The organism is uncultured Anaerococcus sp., assembly GCF_963512375.1.
GTDB lineage: Bacteria > Bacillota > Clostridia > Tissierellales > Peptoniphilaceae > Anaerococcus.
Window position 1 is genome coordinate 26121 of record NZ_CAUPMI010000008.1, and the last position, 18389, is coordinate 44509.

Consider the following 18389-nt stretch of genomic DNA (forward strand, 5'->3'; position numbering starts at 1 on the left):
GTTATCATGTTAGGGCAAATAATTAATTATATTTTAAATTTAGGAGCAGCAATATTTTTACCAATAATTATGATTATTATTGGTTTGATATTTAAGATGCCTGCTAAAAGAGCTATAATATCAGGTATCACACTTGGTGTAGCCTTTACAGGTATGAGCTTGATATTAGATTTTATGTTTGGAACAATAAGCCCTGTTGCACAAGCACTGGTAGAAAGAACAGGACTTCAACTAAATGCTGTGGATGTTGGCTGGACACCAATGAGTGCTATTGCTTGGGCATGGCCATATGCACTATTAATGTTCCCTATCCAAATAGTGGTGAATTTATTACTTATAGGTTTTAAATGGACAGATACATTAAACGTAGATATGTGGAACGTTTGGGGAAAAATTTTCACTGCTACAATGGTAAATGCTATATCTGGAAATTTAGTGTTTGGATTTGTTGCTGCAATAATTCAAATAGTGTTTGAATTAAAGATGGCTGATGCAAATCATGAAAGAATACAAAAAATCACAGGAATACCTGGCGTAACTTGTACCCACTATATGACATTCCAGTGTGCTTTAATGGCTCCAGTAAACAGATTCTTAGATAAAATACCTGGACTCGGTGGAAGATCTTTTGACTCTGACAGGCTTAAAGATAGAATAGGAATATTTGGGGAAAATAGTGTAATGGGTCTTTTAGTTGGAATATTATTAGCTATAATTGCTGGTTATAGTATATCTGAAACCTTGAATGTTGGAATTAAAGTTTCTGCATCATTAGTTTTATTTCCAATGGTTGCTAAGCTATTTATGCAAGCTCTACAACCTATATCTGACTATGCAAGTACCTATATGAAAGACAAATATAAGGATAGAGAGATTCAAATTGGTCTAGACTGGCCATTTATGGCAGGAAGATCAGAAATATGGGTAGTTTCTATCATACTTGTACCACTTGAAATAGCGTTAGCTTTTCTATTTGCTAAGATTGGATGGTCATCAGTATTACCATTAGCTGGAATTGTAAATGTTATTGTAGTTGTACCAGCATTAATAGTAACTAATGGAGATATAATTAAAATGATAATTTTATCTATCCTTTTCACCCCAACATATTTATTAGTTTCAAGTAGATTTGCTGAAGCAGTAACAGCTCTTGCTAAACAAGTTGGTACTATTGATATACCTTCAGGCCAATTTATCACATACTTTGGTGTAGAAGCTCCAATTTTTAGATGGGCAATATCAGAAGCTTTTGCCTTTAATGTGGTAGGAATTGTAGCCTTTGTAGCATTTGTTGGACTTTTTATAATATATGTTAAAAAAGCACTGAATAGAAAACAAGTTGAAGTTGAGAATAACTAGGAGTTTATAATGTTAGAAGAATTAAAAAATAATATAATAAGAATATCTAAAGACGCACAATTAAAGGGACTATGTCAACCAGGATCAGGAAACTTTAGTGAAAAAGATAAAGAAACAGGATATGTAGTTGTAACACCAGCAACAGTAGATAGGATGAAACTCACAACTGACGATATTGTAGTTGTTGATTTAGATGGAAATATAATAGAAGCTAAAAATGATAGAAGACCTTCAAGTGAGACAATGATGCATCTACAAATTTATAAAACAAGGGATGATATCAATGGTGTAGCTCATACTCACTCAAAATATGCGACAAGCTTTGCAGTGCTTGGAAAAGAAATTCCAGCAATAGTTTATGAATTGGCTGCTATGGGACTTAAAGAAGCAAGGATTCCAGTTGCTCCATTTGCAACACCAGGAACACCAGAATTAGCAAGAACAGTTATAGAGTCATGCAAGATATCAAATGCATTTTTGATGGAAAAGCATGGCGCAGTAGGTATAGGTGAGGATTTGGAAAAAGCATACATCAATATGCAATATTTAGAGGATATTGCTCATATCTATTTTAATGTACTAATGATAAATAATGGAAAAGAACCAGATTCGTTTAAACAAGAAGACTTTGACATTTGGAAATATCCAGAAAAATTAGATTTAGAGGGTTAATACTAATGAAAATGAAGAAAATAATCAATAAACCAGAAAATTATACAAAAGAGTTTATGGATGGCATTATTAAAGCTCACTCCGATAAATATGCTTTATTAAATGATGACTTTAGAATGCTTATACGCAAGAATAATCCAAAAAAGGACAAGGTAGGCATTGTAACAGCTGGTGGTAGTGGACACCTTCCATTATTCTTAGGTTATGTTGGAGAAAAAATGCTTGATGGCTGTGCGGTAGGAAATGTTTTTGCATCTCCTGCTGCCTCTAAGATGGAAGATTTAATTAGAGAATGTGATTTTGGCAAAGGTGTCCTATGTCTCTATGGTAACTATGGCGGAGATAATATGAACTTTAATATGGCTACCGAAATGACAGATTTTGATGACATTGAGACTGTTAAAATTGCTGTTAAGGATGATATTGCTAGCGCTCCTTATGAAAAAAGAGACACAAGAAGAGGTGTAGCTGGAATAGTATATGCTTATAAAATAGCAGGAGCTGCAGCTGATAAAGGTTATGATTTAGAAAAAGTAGCATCTATTACAAATAAAGCCTTAGAAAATATAAGAACAATGGGCGTGGCTCTAAGCCCTTGCGTTGTTCCTGAAGCTGGAAAAGCAACATTTTCTATAAATGAAGATGAAATCGAAATAGGAATGGGAATCCATGGTGAGGCTGGAATTGAAGTGAAAAAGATGATAACAGCCGATGAAGTAGCAGACTTGCTTTTAGAAAAGCTTTTGACAGAAGTTAAGCTTGAAGATAATGATGAGATATCTGTTATGATAAACGGATTAGGATCAACACCATTAGATGAAATGTATATTGTATACAACCGATTATACGATTCATTAAAAGAGAAAAATATAAATATAATCCAACCACACATAGGTAACTTTGCAACTTCTATGGAGATGGCTGGGCTTTCAATAACATTGTTTAAATTAGATGAGGAGTTAAAGGAATTATTATTAGAAGTTTCAAACACTCCATTCTATACAAATTATAACAGGTAGGTGAATATGGATACAAAAGACGTTTTTAAAATAAATGAGATAATTGAACAACTGATGATTGAAAATAAAGATTACCTAATAAGTTTAGACCAGTTGTTTGGAGATGGAGATCTTGGTATCTCAATGTGTCAAGGATTTAGAGGACTTCTTGAAAACTTTAGTAGTGATGAAAGTGATTTAGGAAAAGTTTTTATCAAGATGGGAAGGGACTTTAATGAAAGCGCTCCTTCTTCATTAGGAACAATTCTATCTTTTGGAATGATTGGTATAGCTAAAGCGACAAAAGGTAAGGAAAACTTATCAAGCGATGAACTTTATGACGCCATCAAAGCAGGAGTTGATAATATAGTAAGCAAAACAGGTTCTAAAGCAGGTGAAAAAACTATACTAGACTCACTAATTCCAGCGGTAGAAAATACAGAGGGTGTAAAATCTGAAGGTATTGAAAAACTAGCTGCAGTTATGGCCAAAGAGGCTGATAAGGGTGCTGAAGAAACTAAAAATATGATAAGTAAACATGGAAGAGCATCCTACCATGGTGAAAAAACTCTAGGCCATATGGATGGTGGTGCTTACGTAGGTAAACTTTTATTCGAAGCTCTAGATAAATATTACAATAAGTAAGATATAAAGATAAGATGAAAAATATTAAATTGATAGCTTTTGACTTGGACGGGACCTTATTAAACGAAAATAGAGAATTATCAGAATATAATATAAGAGCTATAAAAGAGTTATTAAAAAAAGATATAAAAATAGTTATAGCTACAGGTAGGCCCTATGCTGGATTCAGTAGGTTTTTAGCAAAGTTAGGTACATTAGGTAAAGATAACTATTCAATAACAAATACTGGCTCTATTATAAGAGAAAATATTGATGAAGGTAATATTAAATTAAATGCTATGAATTTAAATGACTATTTATTCATAAAGAATCTAACTGAAAACTATGATGAACTCCAAGTAGCATTTTATACTGATGATTATTTATACATTGATGAGCCCCGCCCTAACGAAGCATTTATTCATGACAAGGATATCTTGAGGATGGCTAGCAAAAATATTGGTTCTTACAAAAATGAACCCATATGTAGAATAAATGTAATGGGACCAAAAGATTTACTAGATAATTTTCAAAAAGCGACCTTGAATACTCTTGAGAAGAAATATTCCACAATGAGGAATGAAACATTTAGTTACGAGATATTAAATAGACACTCAAGTAAAGGAAAGGGCTTAGAATTTCTAAGTGGATATTTAAATATTGATAGAAATCAAATAATGGCATTTGGGGATAACGTCAATGACATTGAAATGATAGAATACGCTGGTGTTTCTGTTGCTATGGGAAATGGAAAAGACGTTCTTAGATCCAAGGCTGACTATATAGCAAAACCTAATTCAGAAGATGGTGTAGCAAGGTTTTTAATAGATTACTTTGAATTAATGAATTAGGATTCCTGCTTATCTTCAAAAAGGACAAAATATCTCAACAGTAAAGCTAACAAACAGCCGATTCCGTATTTGAAAAAATCGAAGAATAAAATATTAGAAGCTCTGATTAAGTCGGAGCTTTTATTTTATTCAAATTTTGGGTATTCTTATAAAAAGGCAATAAATAAGAAAATAGTTTAAATTTAAGGAAATATTATGGAAGAAATAATCGGAAAACTAAAAAAAGATCCTAGAAATGAGTCCTATACAGAAAGAGGCATAGGTCCCATTTTTCAATTAAATAAGGATTCAAAAATCCTAATAATAGGCCAAGCACCAGGAAAAAAGGTCGAGGAAAGCGGGATCTTATTTGCAGATAAGAGCGGCGAAAACCTAGTAGATTGGCTAGGCATAAGCATGGAAGACCTTCATAGCAAAGATTATTCAATAATACCGATGGATTTTTATTATCCAGGCAAGGCAAAATCAGACGATAAGCCACCTAGGAAATTCATAGCAGAGGAATACCATCCTCTAGTTTTAAGTCAATTAGATAATGTAAGGCTGACAATCCTTATAGGGTCCTATGCCCAAAAATACTATCTTGGAAAAAAATTTAAGAAAAATTTCACAGAAACAGTAAGAAACTATAAGGCCTATTTACCAAAATATTTTCCCCTAGTTCATCCAAGCCCACTAAATAATAGGTGGATGGCAAAAAATCCCTTTTTCAAAGAGGAAGTCTTACCTGAACTAAAGAATATTGTAAAAAACATATGATAAATTATTAATTATAAAAGTGCGTAGTATAATAAGCTTAGTGATAATAAATATCAAAAAGGAGGAAATATGAAAAAAATAAGTGCAAATATCTTAGATGGCAAGTTTGAACATTTAGTAGATAAGGACAATTTACAAATCACCCACCTACAGATTAAAAAAGGCGAAGAAGTACCAAGCCACAAATCAGATAAAAATGTAGTAGTTGTAATATATAAGGGAAAGGTAGATTTTAAGGGAGAAAATGGAAGCGAAATAATAAGCCCAGGTGACATCATCACAATGGATCCAAATGAAATGCACGCTCTAGAAGCCATAGAAGATAGCGACCTGATGGTTATTAAGGCGAGGATCTAAGTAAATATTATATATCAGACGGGTGGATATTTTATTCACCTGTTTTTTTATCTGCTCATACACTTTAGAACATATTTTGGGTATTATTATAAGTAAGATGACTTTTTATTTGGAAAACAAACGGAGGATTTATGTTTTATAAGGCAGAATATTTTATCCTAGAAGATAGGATTTTGGAAGATTATTTTATGGAAGTTGCTGATGGGAAGATTGTGGGATTTTCTAAAAAAGAACCTGATTCTTATGAGGACCTTGGGGAGATTGTGGCTCCTGGTCTTGTTGATACCCACATCCACGGCTACCATGGCAAGGACATTATGAATGCTGAAAGGGGCGCCCTAAATGTGATTTCTAAGGGGCTTTTGGAGTGTGGGGTTACTAGCTTTTTACCTACTACACTTACAGATTCTAAGGAGAGGACTGATGCGGCTTGTAAGGTGGTTGGCGAAGAATATAAAGATGTTGAAGGGGCTAAGATTAGGGGGATTTTCCTAGAAGGACCTTTCTTTACAGAAAAGTACAAGGGTGCCCAAAACCCTGCCTACATGTCTGATCCCAAAATAGAGTATCTAAAAGAGTGGAAGGACTTATCTGATGGTCTAGTAAATAAGATTGCCATAGCTCCTGAAAGGGATGGGGCAATTGACTTTATCAAAGAAGCAAATGCCATGGGCGTAAGGGTTGCCCTTGGCCATTCTGATGCATCTTATGATCAGGCTGTAGAAGCAGTTGATGCTGGGGCAAATATCTTTGTCCACACTTATAATGGCATGAGCGGTCTCCATCACAGGGAACCAGGTATGGTTGGGGCAGCCATGAATACCGATGCTATTTCAGAGCTGATTTGCGATGGCCACCATGTGAATCCTCATGCTGCTAATGTTTTAATGAATGCCAAGGGTAGGGACCACATTGCCCTAATTACAGACTGTATGTCCGCAGGCGGCATGGCTGATGGGGACTATATGCTAGGAGATTTCCCTGTTAAGGTTGAGAAGGGAACAGCAAGGCTAAAGGATAGCGGGTCTCTTGCAGGGTCAATCCTAAAATTAAAGGATGCCATCAAAAATGTAGTTGACTGGGATATAGCAGATGTATTTGAGGCTGTTCAAATGGCAAGCTTAGTGCCAGCCAAGTCTGTCGGTATAGATGATGTCTGCGGCAAACTTAAGGAAGGCTACGCTGCTGACTTTATAGTTCTTGATTATGACATGAACCTAGAAAAAACATTCTTAGATGGAAAATTAGTATATAGTAAATAATAAGTATAAAGCTTCTCAGAGATGGGGAGCTTTTTAATTAAAGAATAATGATAATCGTTATTGACAAGTCTTTGAATTTTTATTATAATTATAGAGGTTAATTAAATAACTAACATGAAGCTTTAAGGAGCTTAAGATAATTATTATATAAATTTGGAGGATTTATGAAAGTAAAACATAAAGCAAGCTTAGCCCTAGCCTTATTATTGGCGATTAATATAGTTCCTGGAAGAGTAGATGCCAGCCAGGTTGATGAAGATATATTCAATAACGACCCAGTCAGTGAACAAAAAGAAACTGAAGCACCTATGCCTGTAAGTGATTTGGAAATCTTGGATGAGAAAGATGATGAAACAAAGGCTTTTGAAGAAAAAGTTGCTAAGGCTAAGGAAGATCTTAAAAAATACTTAGACTCAATGGATGAAGAATCTGTAGACAATCCATCTATAGCCTACGAAGGCCAAACTAAGGAAGATATCAAAAATTCTATAGCAAGAGCAAAAGAGCTTTTAAATGATGAGGAAATTGACCAAGCAAAATTGGAAGAAATCGAAAAAATCCCATTTAAAAAAGTCGATGGTAAGAAACAAGGTTTATTTAGAGACTATACCCATAAGGCTTTAGTGAATTTCCAAGTAGAGGGTGAAAGATCAAATAAGAATCCTCACAACAATAAAGCCTATGTAGGACTTAATCATAATAAAATTAAAATAAAATCAAGCTTTAAGGGCCTAAAGAAATCTGGAGAAAGCAAGAATAAATTTATAAAGTTAAACTATGTTACAGAAGCTGATTATCAGGCAATGAAGCTAGATGGAGTATCAGCTGCAACACCAAAATATAAGAAACAAGAACTCCCTAAAGATGATTACATAATAAGGGAAGTAGAAGATGGCTATGAAATAGAAATCACCAAACTACCAGCAGATGCGAAATTCATCAAACCTATAGCCCTAGTTAAATTTGCTGATGGAACATATTTTGAAAATGGTGATCTAGTCTATGTCAAAAACGAAAATTCATCAGCCAAGTCTTCAAATTCAGATAAAGTAGATGAAAAAAGTGGAGCTACTAAAAAATTTGAAGAAAAGAAAGAATTAAATAAAGATTATAAAAAATCTCAAAAAGTAGATCAAACAAGTGAAGCTACAAAAAAGGATAAAAAAGAAGAACCTAAGCAAGAAGGAAAACAAGATGTAAAAGCCTCATCCAAAAATGTAAAGACAGGCGTGGGCTCATCACTTTTAGCTATCCTAGGCTTTGGAGCAAGCTCAACTGCTCTATTTGCAAGCAAGAAAAGAAAATAATAAAAGTTAAAGTTCTATGGGCTTATAGTCAGTAAACTATTCTCTTTAAATATATCGGCACAAAGTAATTATACTTTGTGCCAATTTTTATGATTACTTAAGTAATTATGTTGAATGGAGTAAAGAAATAAACTACTTCTTTGCATAATGAATAAATTGTCCTAAATTATTTGAGGAAGTTCTAATAAAAATATTATAATTTAGTTGCTAATGAGAGCTCGATGAGATTTCATCAAATGATGGATATTCATATTTTTATAACTTTTTCTTTTTCGTATCGGAACTAATGATTAAGACAATCTTATGATTCTTTGTAATTTTTGTCAATCTAAGATTCATGCTAAATCTGGTGATAGATTTAAAAATTCTAATTAGCATAATATACTTCGTCTATGAATTCTTTAATTGTGTATCTCCTAGAATCTACACACTCGAAGTAAGTTGGTAGATGTATCATACCAAAACGTCTTAGTTCGGTATTTACTAGTACTGTGTGATATGAGTAGTTCCAGGCTACACATTCAAAACCTTCGTCTATAAGAAAGTCGTGAAATGATTCCATTATATCACGATCTTTTTCTGTAACAAGGTAAGGGATGGATCTTGGTTCTTTCCTGTAATCTCCATTACGATTTTCCTTATAGTTTTTGTAATAAACTTCTTGTAACATTTTTCTCTCCTTTCAAATTTTAGAGAAGAAAAAAACACCCATCGATAGATGGATGCAAGTTTAATATGTATCCATCATACAAGCATTAGCACCTTTCCTTTTGGTAGGTTGCTGAAGGGTCGATGAGCTTGTCTCTCGCCTTCTCTTTATGGTAATTTAATTTTATCATATAAAAAGCCTAGAAACAAATAATTTTAGGGGATTTCATCTCTTATAATTTTGTCACAATCCAAATAGTATACTATCATCTATGGATAATGTAATTAACTACTTAAAAAACCAACTTATGAGATTATCTGCCTCTAATAGAAACAAAGAAAAATCTACAGAAAAAAATAGGGAGTTATTGCTACAATTATGGCACTTGATAGGGCTATAAGGTGTGGTAATGATACAAGTGAATCGGCTATGATGATATGGGGATAACAGTATTCTGAATTTGGTATAATAACAATAGGAGGATTATATGAAAAGGTTAAATACTCCATTTGGAGATATATCTATTAAAATCAATGACGAAGAAATAAGCTACGAATATAAAAAGTGTGCTAATGATAGAACTTGTCCTAATTTATTAGGCAGGTACTTAATAGAAATAATATCTAAACCAACTGGTGAAGAATATAGCATTTCTTGTGAAATTATAAAAAATCAATCCCTAAAATCTGAAATAGAAACTGGGGAGATGCTAGAATGCATAAGCTTTTATGGGGAAGAAAGGGTAAAGCTATCCATTGGAGCCTATGGAGAAAGTTGGGGATACGTAGGAAATAGATTAATGGAAACAAGTAATGATTACGATATAGAATATAAATCTAATGGTCTATCTTATTTGGTATTAAAAGAAACTAAAGCAGAAAAGTATTATTTTGCAGTCTCATGGATTGATGATGTAGGATATGAAGATCCTATAAATAATGATGAGCATGATAGAGATGTAGAGACTTGGTATGGCTCAGATCCTATTTTATTAATATAAATTTCTAGCATCTATAGAAGTAGGTGCTTATAGTATAGAAGATTTTAAAAATTGGAAGAATACATTTTTTAAATTTTATATTTCAATCTATATATTAACAAAAAGTTAATAGATTTCATTAGACTTCTTAGAATTTAAATAAAACAAATTATTATTGGTTAATGATAGTGAAATTCCTTATTTATAGTATTATTCCCCATTTCGTTGTCAGAATGACAAAGATTATGAATTTTAAAATGTTTATGAGTCTATTGGCATATTTTATAAAAAATTCCTGCATATTTATTTGGTAAAATCGTTTTCTTGGTTTATAATTAGGATAGGGAAAGATTTTTAAATTATTTGAAAAATATCTATATAGGAGGAAAATATGAGTGATTTTAGGCTAGAGAGAGATTCTTTGGGAGAGCTAAATATACCAAAGGATGCATATTATGGGGCAAATTCTTATAGGGCATATGAGAATTTTAAGATTACTGACAAGGCCATGGACCCTTATTTTATTAAGGCTATAGTTGAGGTGAAGAAGGCTTGCGCCATCCTTAATAACAAGGTTGGAATCCTTTCTGATAGGAAGATGCAGGCTATAGTTGATGCCTGCGATGAAATCTTGGCAGGCAAGTACCTTGATCAATTCATAGTTGACCCTATCCAGGGCGGGGCTGGGACTTCCTTTAACATGAATGCCAATGAGGTTATAGCAAATATAGCCAACCTAAGCCTTGGTGGAAGCTTGGGCCATTATGAGCACATCCATCCAAATGACCATGTAAACTTAGGCCAATCTACAAATGACGTTATCCCAACAGCGGGCAAGGTTGCCATAATCCGATATATGGATGATTTATATGAAGAGGTGGAAAAACTTGTCGATGCCTTTGATAAGAAGTCCAAAGAATTTGATGAATATATAAAAATGGGACGCACCCAGCTGCAAGATGCAGTTCCTATTACTCTTGGCCAGGAATTTAACGCCTACAGACGTGTTGTAAAAAGAGGGCTAAAGAGATTTAAGGCTGCAAAGAAGGAGCTTTCCTATGTCAATCTTGGAGGAACAGCCATTGGTACGGGCCTTAATGCGGACTATTATTTTGTGGAAAATATAGTGTCAACCTTAAACGACATCACAGGTCTTGACCTAAATCAAGCCAATGACCTTATAGATGCAACCCAAAACTTGGATAGTTTTTTATTTACATCTTCAGTTTTAAAAACTTTTGCAGCAAGCCTATCAAAGGTTGCCAATGACCTAAGGCTTCTTTCATCAGGACCAACCACAGGGATTTCAGATTTTAAACTACCAGCCAAGCAGGCAGGCTCATCTATCATGCCGGGCAAGGTAAATCCAGTAATTCCAGAGGTTGTAAACCAGGTTGCCTTCTTGGTAATAGGCAATGATATGACAGTGACAATGGCAGTTGAAGCTGGACAGCTAGAGCTAAATGCCTTTGAGCCAGTAATTTTCTATAGCCTAATTGAGTCAATAACTGCTCTTAAGGGTGCAATTTCAACTCTTACCGTAAATTGTGTTGAAGGAATTACAGCCAATAAGGAAAAATTAAGACGCAAGGTTGAAAATTCTGTGGCAATAATTACTCCATTTGCCCCACATATTGGCTATGATGCTGCAAGTGCCATCGCTAAGGAATCAATGAAATCAGATAAGTCCGTAAGGGAGTTAATCCTTGAAAAGGGCCTTATGGATGAAGTTGAAATCGACAAGATTCTTGATTACAAGAGGATGACCAGACCAGGTATCCTTGATGAAGAACATATGGAGAAAAATTGATGAAAAAGCGCATAGAACACGATTCCATGGGCGAGATAGAGATCGCTTGCGACAGGCTTTGGGGAGCTCAGACCCAGAGGTCTTTTGAAAATTTCCCCCAAGGTTTAAAATTGATGCCAAAAGATTAAATCCATGCCCTAATCCTTGTAAAAAAGGCGGCGGCTATAGTAAATGAAAGCCAGGGGAAGCTTGATAATAAGCGAAAGGAAGCCATAGTTAGGGCTTGTGATAGGCTTCTAGCTGGTGGTTATGAGGACCATTTCCCACTTACAGTCTATCAGACAGGGTCAGGGACTCAGACAAATATGAATGTCAATGAAGTTATAGCCCACCTTGCCAATGAGATCTTGGGAGAAGATTTAATCCATCCAAATGACCATGTAAATATGAGCCAATCTACAAATGACTCCTTTCCTACAGCTATGCACATAGCAAGCCTGCTTGCCATAAGAGATAGGCTCTTGCCAGAAATAGAAAATCTTGGGGAAGCCTTTAAGAAAAAGGCAAAGGAATTTGAGGGGGTAATTAAAACAGGCAGGACTCATCTTCAAGATGCCACACCCCTTGCTCTTTCCGATGAAATAAAGACCTACGCAGATCTTATACTTAGAGATGAGGCTTACATCAAAGAAAGTGCCAAAGCTTTAGAGAAACTTGCCATAGGGGGCACTGCAGTAGGTACAGGATTAAACACCAAAGAAGGCTATGATAGGGAAATGGCCAGACTTTTATCAAAATTTACTGGCCTAGACCTTGAAGCTGACCCTAATAAATTCTTGCAATTATCATCTAAAGATGGACTTGCAAGGACCCATGGAGCCATAAAAATCTTAGCCAGCAACCTCTTAAAAATTGCCGAGGACATCAGATTTTTATCATCTGGTCCAAGGACGGGCATTGGCGAACTTATAATCCCAGCCAATGAGCCAGGATCATCAATAATGCCAGGCAAGGTAAATCCAACCCAGGTAGAGATGCTAAGCATGATTTGCCTAGAAGTGATGGCAAATGACCAGGCAATCACCATGGCCAACTCCCTTGGCCAGCTTGAATTAAACGCCTATATGCCACTAATAATCTCAAAAACTTTAGAATCAATTGATATTTTAGCTGGGGGCATCCATTCCTTTAATATCCACCTAGTCCAGGGCCTAGTGGCAAATGAAGAAAAAATCAAAGAAAATCTAGATAAGTCCCTAATGCTAGTTACAAGCCTATCTCCGTTCATTGGCTACGAAAAAGCGGCAGACCTTGCTAAATTTGCCCACAAAAAGGGTATAAGTTTAAGAACAGCTAACAAAGAGCTAGCTTATGTATCTGACGAAGAATTTATAAAAATCGTAGACCCAAGAAAGATGATCTGAGAGGGAGAATGAACAAGTCAATTAAAAATACTAATTTCAACGATAGCCTTCAAAAGGCCATAGAGAATTTGCTCGCAAGACATGGCAGTGAGAATGAAGCCTACAGGGCAGATAAGAAGCCTTTTGCAGTCTTTGATTGGGATAATACCTCAATCATAGGCGATGTAGAAGAGTCGCTTTTATATTATATAATCACACATTTGGCTTTTAAGATGGATCCAGAAGAGCTTATAGAAGTAATTAAGAAAAACGTACCTAGCGATAATCTTGAGGAAAAATTTAATAATCTAGATGGAAATCCTGTAAATATAGACCTCCTTGCTAGTGATATCAGAGAGGCCTATGGCAAACTCTACGGGACAGCTAAGAGCCTTGGCGGGGATATAGACCTAGAGGATTTGGTAGATACCAATGTCTATAAGGAATTTACGGCTAAGATGTTTTATAGGTACAAGGCTATAAGGGCAAGGTCTGATGCAAGGGAAGACTATTGTTGGATGTCATTTTTGCTTACAAATTACACCACAGAAGAGCTTTATAATCTCTGCCAAGAGGCCTTTGCCTATGTCAAAAAAGAGACACCCAGAAGGGAGAAATTTATATCTCCAGATATAGAATCTTCTGCAGGAAGAGTTGAGATATCAATCTTTGTGGGCTTGGGTGATATAGATGAAATGGCAAAGCTCTATAAGACTTTAGAAGCAAATGGAATTGACGTTTATATAGTATCAGCTTCCTTTATAGATATAGTAAGGGCCTTTGCCACATCAGGGGCTAATGCTTATGGTTTTGACAAGGACAAGGTCCTTGGCCTGAGGCTAGAAAAAGATGGTGGTGGTAAAATTATTCCAAATCTTGACCCAGCCTACCCTCCGACCCTTAAGGAAGGCAAGGTCCAAACTATAAATGACCATATAAAAAGTCAGAACAATTACGGGCCAATCATGGTCGGGGGCGATAGCGATGGTGATTATGCCATGCTTATAAGCTTTGACCAAACCGACCTAGGCCTTATAATTGACAGGAACATAGGAGGAAAGATAAATGACCTTAAGGCTCTTGCCCTAGATGGAGATAATAAATACCACCTTCAAGCAAGGGATGTCAGAGCTAAGACCTTTATAAAAGAAAAAAGATCTAAGGAGCTTAAGAATGTATTTTGAAGATTATGAAATAGGAATGATATTTGACAAGGAAATAGAGCCAATTAAATTTAGCGAAGAAGAATTGATTTGGGCTGGAGAAAAATACGACCCAAGGGCAATCCACACTGATAAAGAAAAGGCAGCGGCAAGCTCTTTTGGAAGGATAATTTCCCCAGGTTCTTATTCAAACATGGCCTTTTGGGGCCAATGGGTAAAGACAGATATAGATAAGCCTGGCATCATAGCTGGTATGTCTATAGAATATGGCAAATGGCTAAGGCCAGTCTATCCCGACACTCTTTATGATATAAAAGTCGAAATTGTAGATAAAAAAGTCAGAAAAGAAGGGATAAATGGTGCAGTCACCTATCTAATGACAGCGACAAATCCTGAGGGAGAAGTAGTAAGTGAATATTGCTGCACAGGCCTTGTAAGATTTAGACCGAAATAAGATATTTGAGCAAAAGTCTAAAGAGAAGTGTAGGGTTTTTTGGAGAAATACGAGATATCTGTTATAATTAGATTATTAAAGTAAAGGCTTGCCTGAACTAGGCAAGTTTTTTTATTAAAGATTGGGGAGGATATACTTGAAAATCGTTTCGCTAAACACAACCAGAGCTTGCAATCTTTATTGTAAACATTGCTATAGGAATTCTTTCGAGGATGTAGATACCTCTGGAGAGCTTAGCACAGATGAGTGCAAGGCACTTTTTAGGGATATGAAAGAAGCTGGCTTTAATATGATCAAACTAAGTGGTGGTGAACCCCCTTATGAGAGATGATATATTCGAGCTTGCAGAATATGCTCAAAACTTGGGACTATATACTTGCTTGGGGTCAAATGGAACCTTGATTAGTGAAGATAACATAGGAGAAATTAAAAAATACATAAGATCAGTTGCGGTGTCAATAGACTCAACTGACAAAAAATCTCATGATGACTTTAGGGGCTATGAGGGTGCCTTTGATAAGACCCTAGAAGGCATAGAACTTTTAAAGGAAAATGGTGTAAAGGTTCAAATAAATACAACTATATCAAGAATGAATAAAGATGAAATCCACGAGCTTTTAGATTTTGCAAGCTCTCTAGGAGCCAGCTCAGTACACGTATTATTTTTGGTAATGACTGGTAGGGGTAAAGATTTAGGGGGAGTCTACCTAAGTAAGGAAGAGTACCTAAAAGCTATAAAGGAAGTTCTTAAATACGAATCAGACCTATTTATAAAGCCAACTTGTGCCCCACAGTCTACAGTTATAGCTAGAGAACTGGGTCTTGATCCTAAGGTTAAGAAGGCATGCATAGCTGGTATGTCATATTGCTCGGTAGTCTATGATGGAAGGGTAAATATATGCCCTTATGCAGAAGTTACTGCTGGCAATCTAAGAGAGGAGAGCTTCCTTGATATATGGAATAAGTCTGAAGTTTTTGAAAAACTAAGAGACTATGATAATTACAAAGGAGCATGTGGAGCTTGTTCCTATAACGAAGTCTGTGGAGGATGTAGGGCTAGAGCCTTTGCTAATACAGGAGACTACTTAGAATTTGATAATTATTGTTCACTAGGAGATTAAAATGAAGAAATTTACCTTAAAAGATTGGGTCTTAATGGCTCTTTCCTTAGCCATGATGATAGTGGTAGGAAGAATGCTTTACACTATAAGTCTAACCTTACCAATCCCATCATCAAGAGTTTTAGTTACAGCACCAGTATTTGCCTTTATCTACACAGCCACATCTATGCAGACAAGAAGAATAGGAACAGTTAGCTTTATATCCCTAGCCTATGGCTTGTATATGCTTAGATTTTCAATATTTGGGGCAGCAGCTGGAGTGCTTTCAGGAATACTTTGTGATCTTGTAATCATATTAATATTTAAAAACTATGACAAGATTGAAAATATAGTTTATGCAGTACCGATCAAATCAACTTTATCAGTTTGGACATCATACTTTATAGTTACAAAGTTTGTACCAAATTCAAGATTTGTCCAGGCAGGTTTAATACCAACCCTAATAATTAGCATAATAATCTATTTTGTAGGTCTTGGAGCAAGCAAATATACAGCCAGAGTCTTTTCTAAAAGGATGGCTATAGCGTGAGAAAAACAGAAGTAATAGAAGATAATAGGGCTAAAAATTTAGACCTTAAGGATAGAAAATACATCCTTGCCCATGATGATACTGGGGATTTGTATGTCCATATACTGGCTGATTTTAAAGATTACAAGCTATCAGATCATCTAGATGAGGTTTTCGGATATTGGAAAGATGATGATTTTGTATTTTCTTGCTTGCTTGATAATGACAAAAGTTCCTACACGACAGAGGGTAGGTATTTAATTTTTAAAGGTCATTTGAGAAATTCGGTATTGACTATGCTTAAGGCAGAGAGAAAATTAAAAGAAGAAGATTTGAAAGTATCTTTAATAGAGATTTATAAATCTAATGACCCGAAATTTAACAAAACAATAAAAAATAAAAATCTCTATGATTTCATATATGAAAATGGTAAATTTGTAGACTATGAGAAGGGATTTGATTATAAGGCTTTACTAGGATATAAAAAAGGCTAAGAAGGATTTTTCTTTAAGCCTTTTTAATTATTTTAAAAATATAAGGCTTATGATCTTCTTAGAAATTGTCTGTAGGTAATCTTACAAATGATTTCCGATAAGGGATATTTTTCGAGTAAAATTAAGAAAAATTTTTAAAATTTTTATAAAAAATGTAAGGGCTAACATCGCCTGTAACATCAACTTGATAATTTTCAAACAAAGAAAATCATTGATATTTTTTGGCAAATATTCCCTCGAAGTGTTGACATAAACGTTTTTATCATATATAATTTATTCAGATAGGAAATACAAATTGGTATAGATTTTTGATAAATGTTTAGTAATGATTTTGGGATAAGGCGACCCAGATATATTTTAGAAAAAATCTACTTTTTTGCTTCTTATCGATTGCAAAGGTTTACATATTACATAAAACAAGGAGAGAAAAATGAAAAAAATTGGTTTAATTCCAAGAATGATTTGTGGTATTATCCTAGGTATCTTGATAGGATCTTATTTACCAGAATCAATAGTAAGAATTTTTGTGACATTTTCATCTATCTTTGGTAACTTCCTAAACTTCATAATTCCACTTATGATTTTAGCTTTCGTTACTAAGGGTATAGCAGACCTAGGAGAAGGTGCTGGTAAGCTTTTAGGTATCACAGTAGCCCTAGCTTATGCATCTACCCTTATTGGTGGTTCTGCATCATACTTTATGTCAAGGGCAATCTTCCCTAACTTTATCAACGAAAGTCAAGTAGCAGCTATCCAAGCAGCAGATGAAATCAAACTTGACCCATACTTTAGCGTTGAGATTGCACCATTCTTTACAGTTACAAGTGGTATTATATTCGCCTTTATGCTTGGTATCTGTATTTCATGGTTAAGAAAAAAAGGTTCAGGACAATACCTATACGGAGCAGTTGATGAATTTAACCAAATCATCACCCAAGTATTGGCAGTAGCTATAGTTCCAATACTTCCATTCTTTATTATGGGTAACTTCGCTAAGATGGCCTTTACAGGTTCTGTATTTGCAGTTCTTTCAATTTTCTGGAAGATATTTATCTGCATCATAGCCCTACATTTAATCTATATCACAATATTATTTGTGGCAGCAGGTTCATATACAGGCAAAAATCCATTTGCTATGCTTAAAAACCAACTTAGGGGCTACTTTACAGCAGTAGGTACCCAATCTTCAGCAGCAACAATTCCAGTTAACCTAGAATGTGCTGAGGCAAACGGCGTATCTCAACCAATCAGAGACTTCGTAATTCCATTAGGAGCTACAGTTCATATGCCAGGATCTATGATTACAATTACAGGTTGTGTATTTACAATACTTACAATGTACAACATGGACCACTCATACGGCCTTATGATCCAACTTATAGCTATCCTTGGTATAGCAATGGTAGCAGCACCAGGTGCACCAGGTGGAGCAATAATGTCAGCACTTCCATTCCTACCAATAGTAGGAATCAGCCCAGAGTCAGCAATGGCAACATTAGCTATTTCTCTATACCTAACCCAAGACTCATTTGGTACAGCAGCAAATATCTCTGGTGATACAGCTCTAGCAGTAGCAGTGGATAAATTCTATCACAGAAATATCCTAGGAGACAAAAACTGGAAAGCAGACCCAGTTAAATAATAAGATTAGTAAAATTTTGCAAGATAAGGGGATGTTA

General features: G+C 35.1%; 21 protein-coding genes and 1 riboswitch. Of the genes, 20 read left to right on the forward strand and 1 reads right to left on the reverse strand.

The genetic code is table 11. From position 1 onward, the window contains the following. The first annotated feature begins 6 nt into the window (after positions 1-6). The 9 genes from RRB46_RS04845 (at position 7) to RRB46_RS04885 (ending at position 8189) form a co-directional block, all read left to right on the forward strand. Entirely contained in the window at positions 7-1359 is a 1353-nt protein-coding gene (locus RRB46_RS04845) for a PTS galactitol transporter subunit IIC (RefSeq protein ID WP_297688932.1), read from the forward strand. A 9-nt stretch (positions 1360-1368) separates the two neighbouring features. Continuing rightward, positions 1369-2031, forward strand: a complete 663-nt coding sequence (locus RRB46_RS04850; RefSeq protein WP_297688934.1) for a class II aldolase/adducin family protein — start codon at positions 1369-1371, stop codon at positions 2029-2031. Positions 2032-2036: 5 nt separating this feature from the next. Beyond that, positions 2037-3050 carry a dihydroxyacetone kinase subunit DhaK gene (locus RRB46_RS04855; protein WP_297688936.1) on the forward strand — a complete coding sequence of 338 codons (1014 nt, stop codon included), beginning with the start codon at positions 2037-2039 and terminating at the stop codon, positions 3048-3050. Between the two features lie 6 nt (positions 3051-3056). After that, on the forward strand, positions 3057-3674 hold the full coding sequence (locus tag RRB46_RS04860) for a dihydroxyacetone kinase subunit L (RefSeq protein WP_297688938.1): 618 nt from the start codon (positions 3057-3059) through the stop codon (positions 3672-3674). Between the two features lie 14 nt (positions 3675-3688). After that, entirely contained in the window at positions 3689-4504 is an 816-nt protein-coding gene (locus tag RRB46_RS04865) for a Cof-type HAD-IIB family hydrolase (protein ID WP_297688940.1), read from the forward strand. A gap of 195 nt (positions 4505-4699) precedes the next feature. Further along, on the forward strand, positions 4700-5263 hold the full coding sequence (locus RRB46_RS04870) for a uracil-DNA glycosylase family protein (RefSeq protein ID WP_297688942.1): 564 nt from the start codon (positions 4700-4702) through the stop codon (positions 5261-5263). A 69-nt stretch (positions 5264-5332) separates the two neighbouring features. Next, entirely contained in the window at positions 5333-5620 is a 288-nt protein-coding gene (locus RRB46_RS04875) for a cupin domain-containing protein (RefSeq protein WP_297688943.1), read from the forward strand. A gap of 131 nt (positions 5621-5751) precedes the next feature. Next, positions 5752-6882, forward strand: coding sequence for an N-acetylglucosamine-6-phosphate deacetylase (gene nagA, locus RRB46_RS04880; protein WP_311537714.1), 1131 nt, complete (start codon positions 5752-5754; stop codon positions 6880-6882). A 164-nt stretch (positions 6883-7046) separates the two neighbouring features. Next, on the forward strand, positions 7047-8189 hold the full coding sequence (locus tag RRB46_RS04885) for a sortase (RefSeq protein ID WP_311537715.1): 1143 nt from the start codon (positions 7047-7049) through the stop codon (positions 8187-8189). Between the two features lie 367 nt (positions 8190-8556). On the opposite strand, the gene RRB46_RS04890 is transcribed toward RRB46_RS04885, so the two are convergent. Then, complete coding sequence (locus tag RRB46_RS04890) at positions 8557-8859, reverse strand: hypothetical protein (RefSeq protein ID WP_296127361.1); 303 nt, start codon at positions 8857-8859, stop codon at positions 8557-8559. Positions 8860-8927: 68 nt separating this feature from the next. Continuing rightward, positions 8928-9014, reverse strand: a riboswitch (SAM riboswitch). Positions 9015-9325: 311 nt separating this feature from the next. Here RRB46_RS04890 and RRB46_RS04895 point away from each other — a divergent pair. From RRB46_RS04895 to RRB46_RS04945, 11 genes are all read left to right on the forward strand, one after another. Beyond that, positions 9326-9838, forward strand: a complete 513-nt coding sequence (locus tag RRB46_RS04895; RefSeq protein WP_296127363.1) for a hypothetical protein — start codon at positions 9326-9328, stop codon at positions 9836-9838. A gap of 370 nt (positions 9839-10208) precedes the next feature. Then, entirely contained in the window at positions 10209-11627 is a 1419-nt protein-coding gene (locus RRB46_RS04900; protein ID WP_311537716.1) for an aspartate ammonia-lyase, read from the forward strand. After that, positions 11627-11755, forward strand: a complete 129-nt coding sequence (locus tag RRB46_RS04905) for a hypothetical protein (RefSeq protein ID WP_311537717.1) — start codon at positions 11627-11629, stop codon at positions 11753-11755. Before RRB46_RS04900 ends, RRB46_RS04905 begins: the two co-directional genes overlap by 1 nt. After that, on the forward strand, positions 11756-12991 hold the full coding sequence (locus RRB46_RS04910; protein WP_311537740.1) for a class II fumarate hydratase: 1236 nt from the start codon (positions 11756-11758) through the stop codon (positions 12989-12991). It abuts the gene before it with no gap. An 8-nt stretch (positions 12992-12999) separates the two neighbouring features. Then, positions 13000-14154 carry a haloacid dehalogenase-like hydrolase gene (locus tag RRB46_RS04915; protein WP_311537718.1) on the forward strand — a complete coding sequence of 385 codons (1155 nt, stop codon included), beginning with the start codon at positions 13000-13002 and terminating at the stop codon, positions 14152-14154. After that, positions 14144-14587, forward strand: coding sequence for a MaoC/PaaZ C-terminal domain-containing protein (locus tag RRB46_RS04920; RefSeq protein ID WP_311537719.1), 444 nt, complete (start codon positions 14144-14146; stop codon positions 14585-14587). Before RRB46_RS04915 ends, RRB46_RS04920 begins: the two co-directional genes overlap by 11 nt. Before the next feature lie 136 nt (positions 14588-14723). Next, positions 14724-14918, forward strand: a complete 195-nt coding sequence (locus tag RRB46_RS04925) for a radical SAM protein (RefSeq protein WP_311537720.1) — start codon at positions 14724-14726, stop codon at positions 14916-14918. After that, positions 14908-15708: a radical SAM/SPASM domain-containing protein gene (locus RRB46_RS04930; protein WP_311537721.1), complete on the forward strand. Its 801-nt coding sequence runs from the start codon at positions 14908-14910 to the stop codon at positions 15706-15708. Before RRB46_RS04925 ends, RRB46_RS04930 begins: the two co-directional genes overlap by 11 nt. 1 nt (position 15709) lies before the next feature. After that, entirely contained in the window at positions 15710-16237 is a 528-nt protein-coding gene (locus tag RRB46_RS04935) for a hypothetical protein (RefSeq protein ID WP_311537722.1), read from the forward strand. Then, positions 16234-16710: a staygreen family protein gene (locus RRB46_RS04940; RefSeq protein ID WP_296127380.1), complete on the forward strand. Its 477-nt coding sequence runs from the start codon at positions 16234-16236 to the stop codon at positions 16708-16710. Before RRB46_RS04935 ends, RRB46_RS04940 begins: the two co-directional genes overlap by 4 nt. 430 nt (positions 16711-17140) lie before the next feature. Next, positions 17141-18352 carry a dicarboxylate/amino acid:cation symporter gene (locus RRB46_RS04945; protein WP_296127382.1) on the forward strand — a complete coding sequence of 404 codons (1212 nt, stop codon included), beginning with the start codon at positions 17141-17143 and terminating at the stop codon, positions 18350-18352. Positions 18353-18389 lie beyond the last annotated feature (37 nt).